The following is a 21,489-nucleotide window of genomic DNA, read 5'->3' as shown; positions in this document are numbered from 1 at the left end:
GCGTGGCCGCGCGCCGTGCCACTCAGCACGGCAGCACGATGGTAAACGTCGCCCCCTTCCCCGCTTCGCTGGCCAGGCGGATCTCGCCGCCGTGCCGCTCCACCACCGTCTTGACGAACACCAGCCCCAGGCCGCTGCCGGCGGGCGCGTTGCGCTCGTTGTCGCGCAGGCGCGCGAACGGCTGGAACAGGCGGCCCTGATCTTCCACCGCGATGCCCCGGCCCTGGTCGGCCACGTCGATGGCCACGCCCTGCGGCACGCGGTACAGGCGTACCGTGACGGTGCTCTGCGGCGGGCTGAACTTGATGGCGTTGCTCACCAGGTTGGCGATCGCGCGCACCAGCAGCACGGGTTCGGCCGTGACCATCGGCTGTTCTTCCCCCATCTCCAGGCGCAGGTCGATGCGCGCGGCGCTGGCCAGCGCCCATAGCTCGTCGGTGGCGTCGAGCACCACGCCGGCGAGATCGACTTCGATAAAGTTCAGGTGCGGCGCCTCGGCGCGGGCCAGGCGGATGAAGTCGTCGGCCAGCTCCAGCGTGCGGCTGGCGTAGTCGCCGATGCGGGCCAGCAGCGCGGCCTGCGGCAGCGCGCGGCTTTCTTCGCGCTGCAGTTCGATCAGCGCGAGGATGGAGGCTTGCGGCGAGCGCATGTCGTGCGAGATGAAGCGCAGCGATTCCTCGCGCCGGCGCTCGGCCATGCGCACCTGGGTGATGTCGATCACGCTGATGATGAGGCCGGCCACGCCGCCGGTGTCGCTGCGCAGCGGCGCGCCGCGCAACAGCATGGGGCGCTGGTCGCGCCCTTCCAGCTCCACGCCGGGCGGCGCCTGCGCGCTGTCGCCGCCGGCGTGGGCGCGCCGCAGCTGCTCCCAGTATTCGTGGCCGGCCTTGGGCTGGACGAACACCTCGTCGACCAGCTCGCCGATGCGCGGGCGCGGCACCGCCACGTCGGCCAGCGGCGCCAGCGTGCGCGGCGCCAGCAGCAGGCTGCGGCGGTTGGCCAGCAGCACGCGCCCGGCCGGGTCGCAGATCACGGTGGCCTCCGGCAGGCCTTCCAGCCCGTCGGCGAGGAACTGGCGCAGGTCGCGCAGGCGCGTGGTCATGCGGTAGACCGCCCGCATGCGGGTGTCGAGGTTGCGCCCGCGGCGGGGCTCGCCTTCGTCGGCGGGCATCGCCAGCAGGCCCGGCTCGGCCTCGAGCTGCGCCAGCTCGTCGGTGAGGAACTGCAGCGCGGCTTCCTGCCGGCGCCAGCTCCACAGCGGGTACAGCAGGCCGCAGCCCAGCACCGCGCTGACCGGCGCGAACCACAGGTGGCCCAGCACCACCAGCAGCAGGCTCGCGCCCAGCGTGCCGGCCAGCAGCGCCACCGTCACCACCAGCGCGTTGCGCGGCGTGAGCGCCAGCGCGGCCAGCGCCGCCAGCAGCACCGGCAGCAGCGTGCCGAGCCAGAACCACGGCGCCGGCAGCGCCACGATGGCGCTGTCGTGCTCGAGCGCGTGCATGGCGTTGGCGATGATCTCCACGCCGCTCATGCCGTGGCCGTCGCGCGAGACCGGCGTGGGATAGACGTCGCCCAGCCCGCTGGCGGTGGCGCCGATCAGCACCGCCTTGCCGCGGAAGGTGTCCGGCGGCAGCTTGCCGCCGAGCACGTCGAGCACGGGGATCTGGCGAAACGTGCCGGGCGGCCCGGCGAACGGAATGCGCAAGCGGTAGCGGTGCAGCCAGCCGTCGGCGTCGGGCGCGCTGTCCTGGTGGTCGTGCCGGTAGCCGGACACCGGCCGCGGCGGGCGGCCGAAGGCGACCATCGCCGCCGAGAAATGATCGAGCAGCTGGCCCGGCAGGCCTTCCTGCAGGAATACCTGGCGCGCGATGCCGTCGAGGTCCACGGCGATGTTGATGTGGCCCACCGCGCTGCCCAGGCCGGTCAGCGGATAGCGCACCTGCAGGCCATCGCCGCCGGGCTCGGCCAGCGCGGGCAGCACCACGTTGCCGGCGCGCGCCATCGCCAGCGCCAGCGCGCGGTCGTCCGCGGGATGCTGCAGGTCCGGTTCGGAGAGGATCACGTCCACGCCGATCACGCGCGGCGCGCCGGCGGCGACGTGGTCGATCAGGTCGGCCAGCACGTGGCGGCGCCACGGCCAGCGGCCGATCGCGGTGATGCCCGGATCGTCGATGGCGACGATGACGATGTCGTCGGCGGGCGCGTGGCGCTGGGCCACCACGGCGAGGTCGTAGACCGCCTTGTCGGCGCGCTCGCTCCAGCCCAGCAGCGCGCAGGCCGCCACCAGCAGCAGCACCGCCGCGCTCAGCAGCGCCCACTCCACCAGCGTGCGGCGCTGGTAGCCGGCCAGCAGGCGCATCGGCAGGCGCGCCAGCGCGCGGGCGCGCGCGGCGGCGCGGGCGATCCGCGCGATGCGGGCCTGCTCAGTCGGCACGGTCGAGCATGCGCCCGCCGGCGCCTACCGGCCGGCCTTGCGCGTCGCGCACGTACTGCTTCACCTCGATGCGCTGGCGTGCGGAGTAGTGCGGCCCGGCGGCGGCGCTCTCGCGCCCGACCCGCACGAAATAGGTGCCGCTGGCCGGGCGCGGCAGGCGCGCGTCGTTGGTGTCGCTGCGCACGTCGGCCACGATCTGCGTGAAGGCCGCATCGGCGGCCATCTGCAGGCGGTAGGCCTGCGCCGCGCCGGCCGCGGCGCCGGGCCAGGCGATGTGCAGCGTGTCGCCGCCGTCGTCGTCGAAGCTCGGCTGCGGCGGCGACGGCTCCTGCGTGAAGGCCACCGGCTCGCTCCACGGGCCCGGCTGGCCGGCGGCGTCGAGCGAGCGCACGCGCCACCACCAGCGGCCCGGCGCCAGCGGCAGGCTGGCCGACGGCGTGTCCGCGCGCGCGCGCACGACGCCCTGGCGGAAGTCGGCGTCGGCGGCCACCTCGTATTCGTATTGGGCGACGCCGGTGACTTCGGCCCAGCGCAGCGCGGCTTCCTCGCCGTAGGCGGTGCCGCCGCGCTCGGGCGCGAGCGTAAACGGCGCGGCCGGGTTGAGCCGCACCACCAGCGGCGCCACCGTGCCGGCGCCGCCGAGCCGCCGCGCGTCGAGCGCGCTCACGCCCAGGTACAGCGTGCCCTCGGGCAGGTCCTGCAGCGCGGCCTCGGCGCCGCCCACGGTCTGCGACGACAGCAGCTCGGTCTGGGCGGCATCGCGCGACACCACCACGCGGTAGGCGGCGGCGCTGGCGACCGGCGTCCAGGTGACGGTGGCGCTGCTGGCCAGCAGCGGCGACGGCAGCGGCGCCAGCGCCGGCGCGGGCAGCAGCGCGACCGGCCGCGCCAGCACGCCGGCGGCCGACACGCTGACGCCGTAGCCGGCCGCCACCGCGGCCCGCTGGCCGCGCCGGGCGCTGGCCTGCACGCGGCCTTCGAGCACCGCGCCCTGGCTGGCGCCGTCGTCGGTGCCGACGCGGAAATGCGTGCCGCGCACGCCCGTCACCAGCGACGGCGTGCGGATCTCGTAGCGCCCCACGCCGGTGCCGCGCGGCGCCACGCGGGAATCCACCTCGCCGCGGTCGATGCCGATCACGGTGTCGGTCAGCCCGGTGCGCGCGAACGCGCGCAGGCGGCGGACTTCCACCGCGCTCGCGGGCGGCACCGTGACGCGCGAGCCGTCGCCCAGCTCGATGGTGACGGTGGCGCCGGCTTCCGTCGCCAGGCGCGCGCCCTCGGCCAGCGTCATGCCGGCCTGCAGCGCGCGGCCGTCGGCGCGGGCCGTGCCGGTGACGAACACCACGCGCGCGCTGCCCGGCACGACCGGGATGCGCGCGAGCGGGATGCGCAGGCGCATGCCGGGCGGCAGGTGGTAGGGGTCCGCCACCTTGTTGAGGGCCTGCAGCTCGCGCCAGCCGCCGGGCGTGTCCATGAACTGCCCGGCCAGGCCGATGAGCGTGTCGCCCGGGCGCACCAGGTAGATGAAGTCCTGCCCGTCCGCGCCCGCGGCCTGCGCGGCCGCATCGCCGGGCCAGCCGGCGCCGAGCATGCCGATCAGGCCGGCCGCGCCCATCGTGCCCATTGCGCCGAGCACCGCGCGCAGGCGCGGATGCCGCGCGGCGCGGCCTGCCATGCCGCGCGCGCTGCCCGCGCCACGCGCTCCACCCATCCTGCCCATCCCGCCCATTCCGACCATCCCGCCCGTTCTGCTTGTCGCCATGTCGAACCGCTTCATAAACTCAGTCTTCCTGCTTGTCGCCATCTGCCGTGGCTTCGAAGCGATAGCCGTGCGAATACACGGAGGTCAGGCGCACGCCGTTCTCGGGCCGCAGCGCGAGCTTGATGCGCAGGCGCGAGATATGCGTGTCCAGCGTGCGCGAGCCCGCGCCGATGGCCCTGCCCCACACCGCCTGCTCGACCACCTCGCGCGAGAGCAGCCGGCCGAGGTTGCGGAACAGGAACAGCGCCAGATCGAATTCGCGCGGCGAGACCTCGGCGCGCACGCCGCCCACTTCCACCGTGCGCGCGGCCGGGTCGACCAGGTAGCTGCCCACGCGGATCAGGTCGCCGTCCTGCTGCGCCTGCGGATACGTGCGGCGCAGCAGCGCGCCCACGCGCGCCACCAGCTCGGCGCGGCGCACCGGCTTGATCATGTAGTCGTCGGCGCCCGCGCCGAGCCCGGCGACGATGTCCTCTTCCAGCGAGCGGCTGGTCAGGAACAGGATGGGCGGGTTGCGCCCGGAATTCTGGCGCACCCAGGTGACCACCTCGAAACCGCTGGTGTCGGGCAGTTGCCAGTCCACCACCAGCAGGTCGAACGCCTTGTCGCGCAGGGCGCGCAGGAAGCTGCCGCCGCTGGCGAAGCATTCGCACTCGTGGCCGGCCGAGACCAGGATCTGCTGGATCAGCTCGGCCTGGCTCTTGTCGTCTTCCACCGAAGCTATTCTCATACTTACCTCTTCATCGCGCCGCCCGCGCCCGCCGCCGCGCCACGCACCGGCACGGGCATGGGCACGACAGGCGGGCGTGGCAAGCAAGCGCAGGCGGGCGCTGGCGCGGCGCCCGCAAGCACGACAGCCCGGCGGGGGCCGGGCACGTGGGGAGAATGGTACCGAAAATCGGGCGGCGGCGCGCCGGTGCCGGCGCGCGGGGCGGCCCTGACCTGTCCTATTGCAGCATGTAGGTCTCGTATTCGAGCCGATCCAGCTTGCGGTCGAGCAGGTAGATCGCCAGCGCCACCACGACCAGCAGCGACACGGCGAAGCCGTAGCCGTACCAGGCCGGGCCAAGCTGCAGCGTAAGCGAGGTCAGCGCCACGTTGAGGATCACGAACAGCGCGGTCAGCAACAGCACCTCGCGGCGGCGGTCCAGGTAGAAGTAGATGTTCAGCACGCCCAGCAGCACCACCTGGAGACTGGCGCCGATCACATCCACGTACAGCAGCGGCAGGTACAGCTCGGAGATGCCCAGCAGCGCCAGGATGTAGCGCCCCACCACGAACAGCAGCAGCGCGGCGATGGCCTGCACCTTGACGATCTCGTACAGCCCCAGGCGGATGGTCTGCACCATCGTGTTGCGCATGTCCTCGACGTGCTCGAGCGAGCTGCCGCCGCGCACGGCGTTGTAGAACGCATCGTAGTACTCGACGAAATCGGTCTCGATGCGCACCAGGAACACCGCCATGCCGGGAATGATCGCCAGGTAGGCCAGGAACACCGGGATGTCGTAGATGATCGATGCGTGCAGCGGCCCGATCACCTGCTGGCCGGTGGACGGCGCGTACCAGAACATGAACTTGTCGAGCCAGATGCCGAGGTTGTACAGCAGGCCGATGAGCATCAGGCTCGGGTAGGCGTAGCGGCGCTGGAACACCTCGAACGACATGAAGCGCTGGCTGGTGTAGTTGCGGTAGATCAGCACCACCATCGCCGTGAGCAGGCTCAGCTGGCCCGCCACGAAGCCGGACAGCAGCCCTTCCAGGCCGAAGCCGCGCAGCGCCAGCGCGGCCACCACCGTGAAGGTGTAGCCGATCAGGAAGGTCCACACGATGGCCTTGTACTGCTTCATCCCCGACAGGAAGATCACCGCGATCCAGATGTTGCTCATGACCACGAAGCCGGCGATCATCAGCAGCCGGTACAGCACCGACTGCGCCTGGAACGAGAACAGCGCGAAGCCGATGCCGATCGCGCCGGACAGCACCGTCACCAGCAGCGCCACGGCGTGGAAGTTCGACAGCACGAGGTGGTCGCGCTTCTCGAACAGGCGGTCCGAGGTGAAGCGCGTGAAGGCAAGCTGCATCGGCCCGGTCAATATCAGGCTGACCGCGATCAGGTAGGTCACCGACACCTGGAACTGCGTCACCAGGCTGCCCGGCACCACGAACGGCAGGCTCAGCACGCCGATCAGCAGGATGCCGACGATCGACAGCACCCACGGGCCGGAACTGATGATGCCGGCATAGGCATAGGCGCCGAGCATGCCCGACAGGCTGTCCCGCCGCAGCATCTTGCGCAGCTCGAAACCGATCCCCGCCATCTCAGCGACCTCCCTTCATGGGGCAGCCCGCGGCCTGGGCGGCCTTGGCCGGCGAGGCGCCCGCCGGCGCCTGCGCGCCGGACTGCGCCATCAGGCGCGTGTACAGCTCGCGGTAGCTGCCCACCATCATTTCCTGCGTGTAGTAGCGCTCGACGCGGCGGATGCCGGCCTGCTGCGCGGCGTGCCAGGCCTCGGGCGAGCCCAGCAGGTCGAGGGCCTTCTGCGCCAGCGCGGCCGGGTCGGCGATGCGCACCACGTCGCCCGCCGCGCCCAGCGCGGCATCCTCGCCGGGCAGGCCGAAGATCAGCTGGCGGCACGAGCCCACGTCGGTGGTCACGCACGGCACGCCGGCGGCGAAGCCTTCGAGCACCACCAGCGGCAGCGCCTCGGAGATCGAGCTCAGCACCAGCACGCCCACCTTGGGCAGCAGGTCGTCGATGCGCTGGAAGCCGAGGAACTTGACGCGCTCGCCCAGCCCCAGGCTCTCGGCCAGGCTGCGGCATTCGCGCGCGTATTCCGGGTCCTCGTCCTCGGGGCCGGCGATCCAGCCTTCGGCGTCCGGATACTGGCGCACCACCGTGAGCATGGCGCGGATGAAGGTCTTGATGTCCTTGATCGGCACCACCCGCCCGATCAGGCACAGCACCGGCGGCACGCCCGGCGCGCGTTTCGCGCGCAGCGCGGACAGGCGCGGCAGGTTGATGCCGTTGGGGATGTTGCGCGTGCGCTCGGCGGCAGCGCCGTCGGTCACCTGGCGCAGGCGGTTGCCTTCGTACAGCGCCACGATGGTGTCGCCCGCGTCATAGCACACGCGGCCGAGCGTCTCGAAGAAGCGCACCCACAGTTCGCGGAAATAGCTGATCTGCGAGATGTCGCGCTCGAACACGTTGCGGTTGTCGCGGATCCACTGGCTCTGGAACAGGTCGATCTTGCGTTCCTTGGTGTAAATGCCGTGCTCGGACACCAGCAGCGGGCGCCCGGTCTGGTAATGCAGCATGGCGCCGAGAAAGCCGGCATAGCCGGTCGACACCGTGTGGTAGACCTTGGCCGGCAGCAGCTTGCCGGCGATGCGCGCAAGCTGCCACAGCGGCTTGTGCATGATGCGCACCGTCCAGAAATAGTCCGTAAACGACGGGTCCGTGCAGTACTGGCGGTACTGGTCGGTGATGGTCTGCCAGGCGTGGCGGCTGTACAGGAAGGCGTCCTCGGAGAGGCTGCCGTCGTCGTCGAGCTCGGGCATCAGCTCGCGGATCAGCTCGCCGGCCTCGGCCTCGCGCCCGGGTTCGCGCAGCACCTCGTGCAGGCGCGCCGAGGCGGCGAAGGTGATCGGGTCGCCCTCGCTGCCGTGCACCAGCGGCGGCGGCGCGAAGTCGTAGAGGAAATGGGTCTCCAGATGCACGACGTTGTCGGGCAGCGCATAGACCATGCCGCCGTAGTCTTCGCGGCGGCTGCCGATGAAGACGATGCCGAAGCGGATCTCCGGGAAGGCGCGGATCATCTGGTTGACCCAGCTCGACACCCCGCCGCTCACGTAGGGAAAGGTCCCTTCGAGCAGCAGGCAGACGTCGGCCGAGTCGGCGCGGGGCAGGGAGGTATCGCTCATGATCGCCAGTAACGCAGCATGGGCCGCACCAGGGGCAGCGGCGATGGACTGTCGAACGACAGCAGGATGGCGCGCACCGCGGCGTAGTCGCGCTCCAGGTAGGCGGCTTCGGCCAGCAGCGGCAGCGTGCGCTCGCGCGCGAAGCCGAGGCGCTCGGCGCGCTCCAGCCATTCGCGCGCCTGCGCGGGCTCGTTGCGGTTCAGCGCCAGGCGGCCGCGCATGTACCACAGGCCGGGCTGGCCGGCGTCCGCCTCCAGCGCGGCGCGGGCGTGATGCTCGACCTGGTCGGCGGTGTAGCGGTAGACGTCGCCCTGCACCAGGTTCTGGTAGATCAGTTCCCAGTACAGGTCGGCCAGGCGCTTGTGGATCTCGGCGCGCTCGGCGTCGTCGCGCGCTTCGTCCAGGCGCGGCAGCTCGGCCAGGATGCGCTGCGTGAGCTGCTTCTCGGCGCCGTCGAGCATGCCGTAGGCCAGCAGCCGCACGTCGTCGGCGCTGTCGGCCAGCAGGTCGCGCAGCACCGGGCTGGAAGTGCGCGCCGGCATCGACTGCATGGCCACCAGCGCGGTCATGCGCTCGGGCAGCGGCGCGCGCGTGTTGCCGAGCTGCGCGCGCAGGCGGGCGCCGCCGCCGTGCGTGACGCGCGAGATCAGGTGGGTCACGAACACCGGCAGGCCGACCATGCCGATGCCGCCCGCGGCGCGGCGCGCCGGCAGCAGGCGCGCGATCAGCAGGCTGCCCGCGCAGACGATGCTGCCGGCCAGCGGCACCAGGAAGCAGAACGCGAACAGGTAGCCGTAGGTCCACGCGAACGGCACGCGGAAGCGCCGCGGCAGCAGCCGCCACAGCACCATCGCGATCATCGCGGCGGACAGCGCCTGCGCGCCCAGGAAGGCGAGCAGCAGCGCGCTGCTGTTGCCCGCGCGCGCAAGCAGCGCCAGGGCGGCGATTTGCGCGGCGATGCCGCCGATGCCGAGCTTACCCACGGCCGGCCTCGCTCAGCGCGATCGGCACTGGCACCGGCGCCGGCTGCACGTCCACGTGGCAGCGGTGCAGCAGCCGCACCAGCGGCTCCACCGGCGCGCTGGCGGGCACCGCCAGCGTATGCACGCCGATGCGCGCGGCCTCGAAGTCGGTGCCGAACTGGGCGCGCAGCATGTCCTCGATGCGCACCAGGTAGGCCGAGGCCGCCTCGCTGCCGGACAGCGGCATCAGCGTGAGCAGCGCGCGCTGGTGCGCGCTGGTCAGCGGCCACGCCACGTCGAGCGCGCGGCGGCTGCGGATGACCTGCTCGAACAGCGCGTCGCGCGATTCGTCCAGGTCGAACACCAGCGCCACCACCGTGCTTTCGATGCCGCTGTCGCGGCGCAGGCGCGACAGGCGCGCGTAGTCCAGCGCGAAATCGTACGGCACGCCCGGGATCGCGGCCTCGATGGCGCGCGTGGAGGCGGCATGCTCGATGCCGTCGGCGTAATAGCCCATCAGCACCATGAGCAGCTGCAGGTTCTCATAGTTGAGCGACAGGAACGGCATGCGCTCGACCACCAGCAGGCCGACCAGCTTGTCGGCGCCGGACAGCACGGGCGCGACCGCCAGGTAGCGCGTGGGCGGATGGTCGGGCACGTGGCCCGCCGGGCCGCTGGTCTGCAGGTGCGCGAGCTGGCGCGTCTCCAGGCAGTGGCGCACCAGCGCGTCGTCGGCATCGAACTCGAAGTTCGGGCCGATCCGCGCCGACGCCTCGCCGGCCACGGTGTCGCCATGCACCGCGTAGAGCGCGGCCGCCTCGAGCTGGCAGGCCTGCGCCACCACCGGCAGCATCGCGCGCGCGCCGACCAGCTCGCCGCCGGCGGCGCTGCCGTTCTCGAGCGACACCGCGCGCATCTGCGAGAGCGTGTCGCGCAGCGTGGTGGGCTTGGCCAGCAGGTCGTTTTCCAGCCGCGCGTGCGACACGCGCAGCAGGTAGTGGTTCTTGGTGAGCGCGGCCAGGCGTTCTTCCAGGTAGCGGTTGACCGCGCGCGCGCGCGCCAGCCGCGTGCCCCACACGTCGCCGAACTGGCCGGCCACCAGCACCATCAGCAGGCCGCCGAGGAAGAACAGGCGCGGAAACTCGCCCGGCTGCGCGCCGGTCTGGTGGAAGAAGAACCAGCCGCCGAGCATCATCAGCACGCTGCCCACGCCGATCAGCGTGCCGTAGCGCAGCGCCAGGATCATCGGCAGCAGCCAGGCCCAGGGAAAGCCCAGGCCGAGCAGCAGCGGATTACCGGGCAGCACCAGATAGGCCAGCCCCATCGCCAGGATCATGGTCACCACCAGCTCGACCAGCGATACCGGTCCGCTCGTGGCCGGCGCGATCAGCCGCAGATAGCGGCCGCCCGCGCCAATGCCCTGTCCTTCCCGTATCTTGTCGGCTGTCTTGGCCACGATCACACCCTCCTCCGGCTCAACCCTGGCGCAGCGGCGCCAGCAGGCGGCGCAGCAGCTTCTGCGCCGTGCCGGACAGCGATTCGCGGCTCCAGCCGCTGTCGCTGCCGGTGGCGGACCACACCACTTCGCCGGTGCTCACGTCCAGCAGCTGCAGCGAGATGCCCACCGCCGGCTCGCCGTCCACGCCGACCTTGTAGCGCCATTCCTGCACCGCGCCGGTCAGCGCGTAGCGCAGCTTCTGCGTGCGCGCCCATTCCAGCGCCTTGCCCACCGATTCGCGCTCGGCCGGCTCGAACAGCGTTTCCGGATTCAGGCTGGCCGGATAGCGGCGCACGTTGGTGACGCCGCCGGTCTTGAGCAGGCTCTCGGCGATGGCCTCGGCGCGCAGGCCGGCCTGCGGCGTCTCGGTGTAGTTGACGATCGGCAGCACCGCCAGCGCTTCGCCGGCGCTCAGCGCGGGCGCGCGGCCCACGTCCGTGACCGCGCAGCCGGCCAGCCACAGGGCCGCGCCCAGCGCACCGCACCAGCCCAGCAGGCGTGCCGCGCGACGCGGCGTCTTGCTCGTTGTTTCCATGACGCTTCTCCCCTTCTCGATTGAATCCGATTTCATGCGATGGACCGGCACGCCGTGCCGGGCCGGATCAAAAAAGCCATCTGTAACGCACCCCCACTTCGGTCAGCGGCGTGCCGCCGTTGCGCGCGGCGGTTTCGTGCTGCAAGTACATGGACAGGTGATCGTTGCCGAGGACCGTGCCCGCGATGCCCAGTTGCGCGCGGAAGTTCTGCCCCGCGCGGGTGTCGTGCAGCAGGCCGAGCTCGGCGAACGGCCGCCACTTGTGCGTGTAGTCGTCGAGCAGCTCGGTGCCGAAGCCGAAGGTCACGCCGGCCTGCGTGAAGCCTTGCGGCATGTAGAACGCCGGCGTGGCTTCGTCGTCGGTGGGCACCAGCGTGGCCAGCTTGCCGCTGAGCGTGCCGCTGCGCGTGTTGTAGCGGGCATGGGTGCCCACCAGCCGCACGGTGTAGTCGGGGTAGGCGGTGCGGATGCGGTAGCCGAGCTCGAAGTCGTACACCATGCCGTTGCCCAGCGACGAGCCGTCCTGGCCGCGGAAGCGGTTGTACTCGACGCGCGCGCCGGCGAACTCGCGCAGGCTGAAGTTCCAGGTCGCGCCCAGGCCAAGCACGTCCTTGGCGCCGCCCACGCGCAGCGCGGCCGATTCGTCGGCGCTCTGGTTCAGGCCCGCCTCGGTGGTGAAGCTCAGGCGGCTGTCCTCGCGCCACTCGCCGGTGAAGCGCGCGGTGGTCATGCTGTCGAGGCCGTCGCGGCGCCCCACCGCGAGGCGCCAGCGCTTGTGCTGGTCGCGGTAGCCCAGCGACAGCTCGCCGCGCTGGTCCGAGCCCGGCACGCCGGTGAGCTGGGTCTGGTCGGTGCTGTGCTGGCTGCGCCAGACGCCGCGCAGGTTGAGGTCGTAGCCGTCCCACAGGCGCACGCCGCCGGCCAGGCTGTAGTTGAAATAGGCCAGCGGGCTCTGGCGCTGGTAGGTCACGCGCGGCTCGATGGCCTGCGCGTTGAACAGCAGCGACTCCTGCACCGTTTCCTGCAGGCTGTCGTCGGTACGGGCGACGTCCTGCGTCTCGAAGGCCTGCGTCTGCGCCGCGCCGAGGCGGTCGAGCTGCATGTTGGCCTCGATCTGGTTGTCCACCGGCACGCGGCCGGCCTGGCGCTCCAGCACGCGGTCGAGCGCGTTCAGGTCGCCGCCGGCCAGCGCCAGCGTGACCTCGGCATAGGCCGGGCGCAGCAACTGGCGCGCGTACTGGCGCGCCAGCCAGGCACGCGCGAGCGCGTTGGATTCGTTCGACAGCGCCCACGCCAGCGCCACTTCCCTGGCGGCGGCGGAGACCACCGCCTGCTGGCGCGCCTCGCGCTGCGCCATGTCCTGCGGCAGCTTGAGCGCCAGCGGCGGCAGGCCCGGGATCTCGCCCAGGCGCGACTTCGGCGCGACCGGGCCGGTCCAGTCGGCGGCGCGGCTGCCGGCCATCACGGTGCGGTCGGCGCGCAGCATCTCCATCACCAGCCGCCGCGAGACGTCGCCCGAGGCGAAGATCTGGCCCAGCGCCACGGTCTGGCGCTGCAGCTCGGCCGGGGCCGGGCCGCCTTGCTCGTCTTCTTCCTCGGCGGCCGGGCCGAACGCGCGCGGGTCGGAGGCGCGGCGGCCTTCCGGGGTCTTGTCGCTGTGCAGGTCGATCCAGGCCTGGCGGCGCAGGCGCCAGCCGGTGTCGGTCTGGCCGATGGCGTCGTAGGCGTCGGCGGCCAGGCCCAGCCAGAGCGGGTCGGCGCTCTTGCCGCTGGCCATCTTGCGCAGGTAGTGCAGCGAGCCGCGGCCGTCCTGGAAGCGCATGCTGCCGGCGGCGAAGGCGCCCCACAGGTCGGGGTTGCCTTCGGCCTCGCCCTGCAAGCGCTGCATCATGGCGCGCACCTCGGTGTCGGAGCCCAGGTCCACCAGCGACCACATCAGCGCGGCCAGCGTCTCGCTGCCGGCGTCGGGCAGCGCGGCGGCGCGGCGCAGGTCGGCCAGCGCCCGCTCGCGCTCGCCGCGCGCGCGCAGGTACTCGGCGCGCATGGCGAGGAAGCGGCTGGCCTGCTCGGCCTGCCGCAGCTGCGCGGGCGTCATCGCCTGCAGCAGGCTGGCGACGCGGCCGTAGGCGCGCGCGCGGGTGTAGTAGTTGATGGCGAGCTCGAGCGACTCGAGCTTGCCGCCCTTGCGCCAGCCGGCTTCGGCGATGCGCCCGGCATCGATGGGCGAGCTGTCGTAGAAGTCGATCAGGTTGGAGAAGTCCGATTCCTCGGTGTCGCGCACCTCGGCCAGGCAGTCGTTGCGCCCGGCGCCGGGCGGCATCTTCAGGCAGTGGTCGTCGTGCGTCTCGGCCATCGCCAGCATCAGTTGCCGGTAGCCTTGCTCGAGCAGGTCGTCGCGCTGGTTCAGGCGCGCCAGCTCAGTCAGCGTGCGCCAGAACTCGATGTCGGCCGGGCCGGCTTTCTTCATCGACGGCACCATCGCCTGCAGCGCCTCGCGCAGCGCGCCGCGCACGTAGAGCAGGTTGGCCTGCTTGAGCGCGTATTGCGGGCGCGGGCCGAAGCGCGTCTGCAGCGCCGTGTACAGCTCGAAGGCGCGCGCGTCCTTGCCGGCGCGCTCGGCCAGCTCGGCCTGGCGCTCCATCGCCGGGCGCGCGTTGGGGCCCTGGCTGAGGCCCTGCAGGAACGCCATCGCGTCCTCGGGCTCGCCGAGCCGCTCGTAGGTGGCGACCACCTCGTCGATGGTGGCGAGGTCGCCGTTGCCGGCGCGGTGGCGCAGCGCGGCCAGGTAGGCGCGGTCGTCGTTGAGGGCCGGCGCCAGGCGCAGCACCGCCTTCCACGCGGCCTCGTCGTTGCTGGCCTGGGCGTATTCGAGCCAGCTCTGCAGCGCGACCGCGGGCTGGCGGTTCCATTCGGCCACCTGGGCCAGGCGCTCGCGCCAGCGCGCGGAGCCCGGCAGGCGCTTGACCGCGGTCTCGGCCACGCGCTGGGCATCGTTCAGCTTGCCGGCGGACAGGAACACCTGGAACGCGAGTTCGTAGTCGTCCGCGTTGAAGGCGCGATCGGCCGCGGCGGGATCGGTGGCGGCGGCAGCGGCGGGCGCGGCGGCGGGCGCCGATGCCGCGGTGGCGCCCGGCGTATCGGCCACGCGGCGCAGATGCGGCATGCCGTCCTCGCCCATCGCGCGGCGCAGCGCCAGCCCGCGCGGGCCGTCGAGGAACACCACGCCCTGCGCGGCCCACGGCTGCGTGGCGGCGATGCGCCGCACTTCGGCGCGCCGGAGCTCGGCGCGCGGCGCGGCCGGCAGGCCCTGCACGCTGGGCGGCTGGCGCAGCAGGCGCTCGACATAGCGCGCGGCCTGCTCGGGCCGGTTGGCGGCCAGCGCCAGCCGGGTCAGGTAGCGCAGGACTTCGGCGTTGTCGAGCAGCTTGCCGCCGCGCTGCTCGGCCTGGGCCAGCGCCTGGTCCAGCAGGTTGCCGGACTGCAGCGTCTTGAGGCCGGCCAGGAACAGCCGGCGCTGCTCGGCCGGGTCGGTGGCGCGCGCCTGCGCGCTGAACAGCGCTTCGGCGGCCTGCTGGTAGTCGCCGCCAGCCAGCGCGGCCGAGGCGGCCTGCGCGTTCCACAGCTCGGCGCGGGCCGGGTCGCTCTTGGCCAGCGCGCGGTAGAACGCCTGCGCCGGCTTGAGCGCGTTGACCGCGCGCGCGGTGGTGGCAAGGTCCTCGAGGTCGCCGCGCGACCACGGCATCGGCACGGCCTGGTCGAGCAGGCCGGCGAGGCGGTCCACGTACAGCTTGCGCTCGGGCGTGTCCGGCTGCGCGGCGAACGCGCGCTGCTGCATGATCTCGATGCGGGTGCGCAGCACCTGGCCGGGCAGGTCGGCGTCGGCGGGGTTGCGCACCGGGCCCTGGCGCGCCGCGTTGTAGCGCGCCTCGAGGCGGCCGAGCATGCTTTCGGCCTCGTCCAGGCGGCCGGTGCGCGCGTACTGCTCGGCCAGCACGGCCATGAAGCCGCTGTCGTCGGGCGAGGCGCGCCACCAGGCTTCCAGGTAGGCCATGCTCAGCCCGTCGACCGCGCGGCCTTCGCCGAGCAGGCGCTCGCGCAGGGTCTCGCGCGGGAACATCAGCGCCAGGCCGATCCCCACCATCGCGGTGAAGGTCAGCACGAACGCAGGCGGCAGCAGCCGCTCGCGCTCAGGCCGCGCAGGTGATTTCGACGCTTTGCTTGGCATTGTTCGGATCGGGAACGGGAGTGGTATCGATACGCAGCGTGCCGCGCTCGCGCACGCCCTGTACCGCCTTGCCATCGATGGCGACCCGGCAGCGCTCGGCGCCGGCGAGACGGAAGAAGGGCTTGGTGTAGCCGCTGAACTCGAAGCGGATGTGCTGCGCGCCGTCCTGGACGCCGCGCTGCCAGCCGCGCACGAAGCCGCTGGCCTCGACGATCTGCGGCACCGCCGGCGCCTGGGCCGCGCCGTCGCGCATCACGATGCGCGAGTCGCCATCGGCCAGGTGCACGTAGACGCCGCCGCCGGGCGCCGGCGAGGTGCCGGTCACGTTCAGCGAGGCGGCCACGTCGGGCACGCCGGCGCCGGTCCAGCGCACGTTGCGCAGGTTGCCGTCGCCGCGCACGATCCAGGCGCCGGGCTGGCCGCCGCTGTCGCCGCCGACCTCGCGCGCCACCGCCATGCCTTGCCAGTCGATCACCTTGCGCACGTAGTCGCTGGCGTGCACCGGCATCAGCGGCTGGCTCAGCACGTAGTCGTAGACCTTGTGCAGCGCCTTGAGCGAGGCGGCCTTGGTGCCGGAATAGTTGTGGTAGTAGATGTTGACCGACTTGAAGCGGTACGGCCGGTCGGTCAGCTCGTAGGTCTCGATCACGCGCTCGAAGCCGTAGAACGGGCCGTGCCACAGATTGGTGTAGATGTTCTCGTTCTGGTTGGGCGCGAACACCTGGAAGGTGCCGTCGCCCTTGTTCACGCCGAGCGGCGAGATCGCGGTCCAGGTCGGGTTGCTGCGCGTGATGAGCGTGTCGCCGCCGTTCATGTTGAGCACGCCGGCCTGGTCGGCCAGCTTGATGGCTTCGGCCGGCGCCTGGCAGTCGCCCGACCACAGCAGCATGCTGACCGGCTTGTTGGCGGGCGCCAGCGTGCGGTTGATGTAGTCGATCGAGCCGCCGATCTCGCGCCGCAGGTCCATCTGGTAGCCGGGAATGGCGAGGTGGTAGTCGTCGTCGCCTTCGGTCGGGTTCTGCGCGTGCGTGCCGTTGGGCACGGTGCGGCCCCAGTCGAACGGGTGCGAGAAGGTGTGGCTGGCCACCTCCACGTAGGGCTGCGCGAAGACCTTGCGCGCGATCGGCTCGAGCTGCGCGGTCAGCTTGGGGTACATGCCGTCGCTGGAGACCTCGCCCTGGATGATGGACATCGTCATCGGCAGGCGGTAGTGGTCCCAGATCTCGCGGAACAGCACCTCGCCGGAGAAGCCGCCGCCGGGGATCTCGGCGCGCGAGGCGAAGCCGTCGCCGTCGACGTGGATGGTCAGCAGGCGGCGCCCGTTCTCGGTGGTCACGTCCGGCACCGGCATGGACGGCAGGCGCAGCGCGGCGCGCAGGAAGTCCAGCGGCTGCACCACCCAGCGGTCCTGGTCGTTGACGCTCTGGCGCACCGCGTACGGGCCCATCACGTAGCCGCCCCAGGGCGTGATCGCGGCCGCGTCGTAGGTCAGCGTGCCCGAGCGCAGGCGCAGCAGCGAGCGGAAGCCCGGGCCGGCGCCCACCTGCACGGGGGCGGCCCGGGTGCGGTCCGGCGCCACCGGCATCTCGAAGCCCATCATCGGGTCCTTCGACACGATCTCGGCGGTCTTGCCGATCTTGCCCTTGACCGCCTCGAGCTGCAGCGACGACGCCAGCGAGCCGCCGATGCGCGCGCCGAAATCGTTCAGGAACGCCACCGGGATGCCCTGGCCGATGTTGCGCTGGACCCAGCTGAACAGGCGGCCCGGCTCGGCGCGCACGTTGCCGTCCATCCACACCACCACGCCGGCGTAGCGGTCCGGGCCGATCTCCGGCAGCGGCTCGCTGGCCTCGGCGAAGTCGACGCGGTAGCCGAGGTAGTTCAGCGGCATGGAAACGAAGCGCACGCCGGCGGAATCGTCGATCGACACGCCGGGCTCGCGGTCCTGCACCACCAGCACGCGGCGCGGCATGACCTCGATGCTGCCGATGCCGACCGTCTGCAGGCCGGGATCGGCCACGTAGGGAATGATGTCCTGCGCGCGGATGCGCGCCGCGGTGTCGCGCGCGCACTGGCGCTCGGCCGGCGGGCAGTAGTCGATCGAGATCACCGGCAGGCGGTACTGCTCGCGGATGGTGCGGGCCTGGCCGAGCAGCCACGCGCGGTCGGCGTCGCTGACTTCGGTGTAGCGCTTGTTGCCCTGGTCCCAGCCGCGGTACAGCGATTCGAACGCGACCGCGTAGGCGAGCTGGTTGATCTGCGGCAGGATCTCGAAGCCGCGGTTGAAGATCAGCCGGGCGTCCGGGTAGCGCGCCTTGATGGCGCGGATCACGGCGACCATGCCGGCTTCCTGCCGCGCGCGCTCGGCGTCGGTCTTGGCCACCAGCTGGTAGGAATCGAGCGTGTCGAGGAAGAAGCCGCGATAGCCGCGCTCCCACAGCGGCGCGATCACCTTGTCGACGTAGAAGGCGGGCCAGCCCGGCGCGGCCTGGTCGACCACGCGGGCGCCCCAGGCATCGTTGTTGCCGGTCAGCCAGGCCTTGGGCATGTCCTTGAGGTAGGGGCGCGACGGCTCGACCTCGCCCACGCTGACGTAGGCGAACCAGGCGGTCTTCGGCGTGGCGGCGCGGCGCGGATCGAAGCCGCTGTCGGGCTCGACCACGGCGATGTCGAATGCCTGCAAGGCATCCACGGGAGGCTTGCTGCCGTAGTGGAAGGCGATGTTGGGCGGACGCACGCCGGCCGGTGCGGGCGCCTGCGCCTGCGCCGGGCAGCACCAGGCGGCAAGCAGCGCCAGCAATGAGGCCAGCAGCGGCGCCAGCAACGCACCCAGCCCGACCCTGGTCATGATCGTATCCCGGCGGCCTCTTCGCACGGCCGGCACACGACGCAGGACGCCGTCCAATCGCAACAATTTCACTTGTTGGCCCCTTTTTTTTTGGCTTTTTTATTCCCGTCCTGGAGCCGCTCGCCTCGTCTGCTCTGAGCGCCGCGCTGCGGCGCCGGAAAGGCGATGCGTTCCAGGCATGGCTTGCTTACGTCTACTGCGCCCGCGCTGTCCGGCGTCGGCCGGTCAGTCCCTTTCGCGGTCATACCGAAGTGCAGATTTAAGCACTACGGTCGCAAATTCTGAGGCATGCCGATGGTCATGCCTATAAGCATTTCGGACTAGGGATTTCGCACGATGGGCGAATGCAGTCCCTTGTCACATCCGGCGACGATTCCGTGCGCGCGGCCGCAATCCGTTGATGGAACAGGGCATGCCGGCATCCGGCGCCTGTCTCCCAAGGTCGGCGATAGCGACTTTCGCATCACCGTGCCGTGTCGATACTTTCTGCATTTTTGTTGTTTTTGGGCAGCGACAACCATAGCACAGAGCCGTTCCGCCGAACGTCGGAATGGACGATAAACGACAGATGAAATACGACCCGCGAAATGGGCGGCACCCGGGAAAACCTCCACCCGGGCCGCGCCGGCAGCATCGGGAAAGGAATGGTAAGTCACCCGTTTCAAACCCAATGTCAACAATTGTCATACCTTGTTACGACATAGCTCTTACAGGTCGGCACTGTGTAGAATTTTCTCAAACAAGAAAACGACTTCATGGCGGCCCATCGCGGCCATATCGCACCGGACCCGCTCCGGCCACGCGCCGCCTCTCTCGGGAATATCCCTGGCCAGGTCACGGCGCGGACGAGCCGCGCGCGGACACGCATGGCCATCTTCGAAGGCAAACTCCGGCGCATCGCCGATGCGCCGCATTCCGTGGGAATCTCATGCCGTCTGATGAGAGCGCTGCCGTCATGGCGCTGCTGGTCCTGTTTACCGCCGTGCAATGCATCCTGGCAGCGCTGATGCTGGCCCTGCGCCGCAGCGCCGCGGGCCGTGCCTGGGGCGTGGGCCTGGCGCTGGCCTGCGCCGCCGGCCTGCTGGTGGCCGACGGGCCCGGCGAGCCGGCCTGGCCCCTGCTGCTGGCGCCGGCATTGGGGCTGGCCGCCCAGTTGCTGATCCACCGCGGCATCGTGATGGCCGACGGCCGCCGCGCGGCCACGCCGGGCGCCGCGGGCGCCGCCGCGGCCGCCATGCTGGCGGTGCTGGGCGCCGCCGCGCTGGGCGAAGGCAGCCGCCCGGCCGCGGCCGCGGGCTACGCGGCGGCGGCCGTCTGCGCCGCCTTCACGCTGGCCTGGCTGCTGCCGCGGCCGCAGGCGCCGGGCCGCCGCGCGCGCCCGCTGGTGCTGGCCGCCTGCGCGCTGCAGTGCCTGGCGCAATGCTGCGGGCTCTACGCGGTGTGGGGCGTGAGCGCCGCCGTGGCCGCCAGCCATGCCGAAGCGCTGCTGCTGCTGCGCCTGCTGCCGTCGTTCGTGGCGATCCTCGCGGGCCTGGCCGCCTTCACCGTGATGACGATGGAAGCCATGCTCGCCGCGCAGGAACGGCAGGCCCGGCTCGACGCGCTCACCGGCCTGCTCAACCGCGGCGCCGTCGACGGCGCGGCCCGGGTGCTGGCGGCCGAGTACGCGCGCCACGGCCACCCGCTGAGCTGCCTGGTGATCGACGTCGACCGCTTCAAGCGCATCAACGACAGCAGCGGGCACCGCGCCGGCGATCTCATCCTGCGACAGATCGCCGCAGTGGTGGAGGGCGAGCACCGCGCCACCGACGTGGCCGGGCGCTACGGCGGCGAGGAATTCTGCGTGCTGTGCCCGCATACCGCCGAGGCCGACGCGCTCCTGCTGGCCAACCGCATCCTGCGCGGCATCCGCGCCATCGCGCTGCCGCCGGAGATGGGCGGCTTCGCCAGCGCCAGCATCGGCGTCGCCGAGATGCGCGGCGGCGCGGGTGGCGGCCCGGGCGGCGGCGCGGCGGCCTGGGACCGCCTGTTCGGCAGCGCCGACCGCGCCCTGTACGAGGCCAAGCGGCGCGGCCGCGGCCGCGTGGTGAGCGCGTCCTCGCTGGAGGCCCGGGGGCCGGGCGCGGGGCGCGGGGCGCGAGCTGCGCCTGCCGGCGTGCGCCGAAGCCTGTCATTGAGCGGGGTCAGGCGAAGCCGCCGGCGCCGCGCGGAAATCGTGATGCCGGCGCGGTGGCCGGCTAGAATCCTCCCGTGCATGCATGGGCGGGCCCGCGCGCAGGTCCGCATCGAAACCATCCCTGGAGATCTCTGAATGAAGGCCGACAACATCCTGCAGACCATTGGCAACACGCCGCACATCCGCATCCAGCGCCTGTTCGGCACGACGCACCAGGTCTGGATCAAGTCCGAGCGCGCCAACCCCGGCGGGTCGATCAAGGACCGCATCGCGCTCTCGATGGTGGAGGCGGCCGAGCGGTCCGGCGTGCTCAAGCCCGGCGGCACCATCATCGAGCCGACCTCCGGCAATACCGGCATCGGGCTGGCGATGGTGGCCGCGGTCAAGGGCTACAAGCTGGTGCTGGTGATGCCCGACAGCATGTCGGTGGAGCGCCGCCGCCTGATGCTGGCCTACGGCGCCACCTTCGACCTGACGCCGCGCGAAAAGGGCATGAAGGGCGCAATCGCCCGCGCCGAGGAACTGGTGGCGGCCACGCCGGGCGCCTGGATGCCGCAGCAGTTCGAGAATCCGGCCAACGTCGAGATCCACGAGACCACCACCGCGCAGGAAATTCTCGCCGATTTCCCGCAGGGCATCGACGCGCTGATCACCGGCGTGGGCACCGGCGGCCACATCACCGGCTGCGCGCGCGTGCTCAAGCAGAAATGGCCGCAACTGAAGGTCTTCGCGGTGGAACCGGTGGCTTCGCCGGTGATCTCCGGCGGCGCGCCCGCGCCACACCCGATCCAGGGCATCGGCGCCGGCTTCATCCCGCGCAACCTCGACACCACGCTGCTCGACGGCGTGATCCAGGTCGACGCCGAGCCGGCGCGCGAGATGGCGCGCCGCGCCGCGCGCGAAGAAGGCATGCTGGTGGGGATTTCCTCGGGCGCCACGCTGGCCGCCATCGCGCAGAAGCTGCCCGACCTGCCGGCCGGCGCCACCGTGCTCGGCTTCAACTACGACACCGGCGAGCGCTACCTGACGGTGGAAGGTTTCCTGCCGGCCTGAGCGGAATCATGCGCGCGCGGCGCGCGGTGAACCATACTAAAAGGGACCCGGCCTTGCGCCGACCACCATGATAAG

At 71.8% G+C, this 21,489-nt stretch carries 12 protein-coding genes; 2 read left to right on the top strand and 10 right to left on the bottom strand.

Annotated features, from left to right (window positions below):
- Window positions 1-22: 22 nt before the first annotated feature.
- The 10 genes from KF708C_RS13350 to KF708C_RS13305 all read right to left on the bottom strand — a co-directional run bounded on the left by KF708C_RS13350 (window position 23) and on the right by KF708C_RS13305 (window position 18,185).
- Window positions 23-2,434 carry a CHASE2 domain-containing protein gene (locus KF708C_RS13350; protein ID WP_082079543.1) on the bottom strand — a complete coding sequence of 804 codons (2,412 nt, stop codon included), beginning with the start codon at window positions 2,432-2,434 and terminating at the stop codon, window positions 23-25.
- Entirely contained in the window at window positions 2,424-4,109 is a 1,686-nt protein-coding gene (locus KF708C_RS13345) for a FecR domain-containing protein (RefSeq protein WP_082079542.1), read from the bottom strand. Before KF708C_RS13345 ends, KF708C_RS13350 begins: the two co-directional genes overlap by 11 nt.
- Window positions 4,110-4,215: 106 nt before the next feature.
- The gene (locus KF708C_RS13340; protein ID WP_029043948.1) at window positions 4,216-4,926 is read right to left on the bottom strand and encodes a response regulator transcription factor; all 711 of its coding nucleotides are present in this window, start codon (window positions 4,924-4,926) and stop codon (window positions 4,216-4,218) included.
- Between the two features lie 217 nt (window positions 4,927-5,143).
- The gene (pelG, locus tag KF708C_RS13335; protein WP_020204680.1) at window positions 5,144-6,514 is read right to left on the bottom strand and encodes an exopolysaccharide Pel transporter PelG; all 1,371 of its coding nucleotides are present in this window, start codon (window positions 6,512-6,514) and stop codon (window positions 5,144-5,146) included.
- Between the two features lies 1 nt (window position 6,515).
- Window positions 6,516-8,117 carry a GT4 family glycosyltransferase PelF gene (pelF, locus tag KF708C_RS13330; protein ID WP_059412125.1) on the bottom strand — a complete coding sequence of 534 codons (1,602 nt, stop codon included), beginning with the start codon at window positions 8,115-8,117 and terminating at the stop codon, window positions 6,516-6,518.
- Window positions 8,114-9,100, bottom strand: coding sequence for a tetratricopeptide repeat protein (locus KF708C_RS13325; protein ID WP_020204682.1), 987 nt, complete (start codon window positions 9,098-9,100; stop codon window positions 8,114-8,116). Before KF708C_RS13325 ends, pelF begins: the two co-directional genes overlap by 4 nt.
- A complete protein-coding gene (locus KF708C_RS13320; protein WP_059412124.1) occupies window positions 9,093-10,541 on the bottom strand; it encodes a PelD GGDEF domain-containing protein in 1,449 nt (482 codons plus the stop codon). Before KF708C_RS13320 ends, KF708C_RS13325 begins: the two co-directional genes overlap by 8 nt.
- 13 nt (window positions 10,542-10,554) lie before the next feature.
- Window positions 10,555-11,112 (bottom strand): hypothetical protein, encoded by a 558-nt coding sequence (locus KF708C_RS13315; RefSeq protein WP_020204684.1) that lies wholly within the window; start codon window positions 11,110-11,112, stop codon window positions 10,555-10,557.
- Window positions 11,113-11,179: 67 nt separating this feature from the next.
- Window positions 11,180-15,337 carry a tetratricopeptide repeat protein gene (locus KF708C_RS13310; protein ID WP_059412123.1) on the bottom strand — a complete coding sequence of 1,386 codons (4,158 nt, stop codon included), beginning with the start codon at window positions 15,335-15,337 and terminating at the stop codon, window positions 11,180-11,182.
- A complete protein-coding gene (locus KF708C_RS13305) occupies window positions 15,300-18,185 on the bottom strand; it encodes a bifunctional glycoside hydrolase 114/ polysaccharide deacetylase family protein (protein ID WP_059412122.1) in 2,886 nt (961 codons plus the stop codon). Before KF708C_RS13305 ends, KF708C_RS13310 begins: the two co-directional genes overlap by 38 nt.
- Before the next feature lie 928 nt (window positions 18,186-19,113).
- Here KF708C_RS13305 and KF708C_RS13295 point away from each other — a divergent pair.
- Window positions 19,114-20,496 carry a GGDEF domain-containing protein gene (locus tag KF708C_RS13295; RefSeq protein WP_082079541.1) on the top strand — a complete coding sequence of 461 codons (1,383 nt, stop codon included), beginning with the start codon at window positions 19,114-19,116 and terminating at the stop codon, window positions 20,494-20,496.
- Entirely contained in the window at window positions 20,497-21,414 is a 918-nt protein-coding gene (gene cysK, locus KF708C_RS13290; protein ID WP_020204689.1) for a cysteine synthase A, read from the top strand.
- The last annotated feature ends 75 nt before the right edge of the window (window positions 21,415-21,489 follow it).

Origin of the sequence: Cupriavidus basilensis, assembly GCF_000876015.1 — a bacterium.
Classification (GTDB): Bacteria; Pseudomonadota; Gammaproteobacteria; order Burkholderiales; family Burkholderiaceae; genus Cupriavidus; species Cupriavidus basilensis_B.
This window is presented reverse-complemented; position numbering and strand designations above follow the sequence as displayed.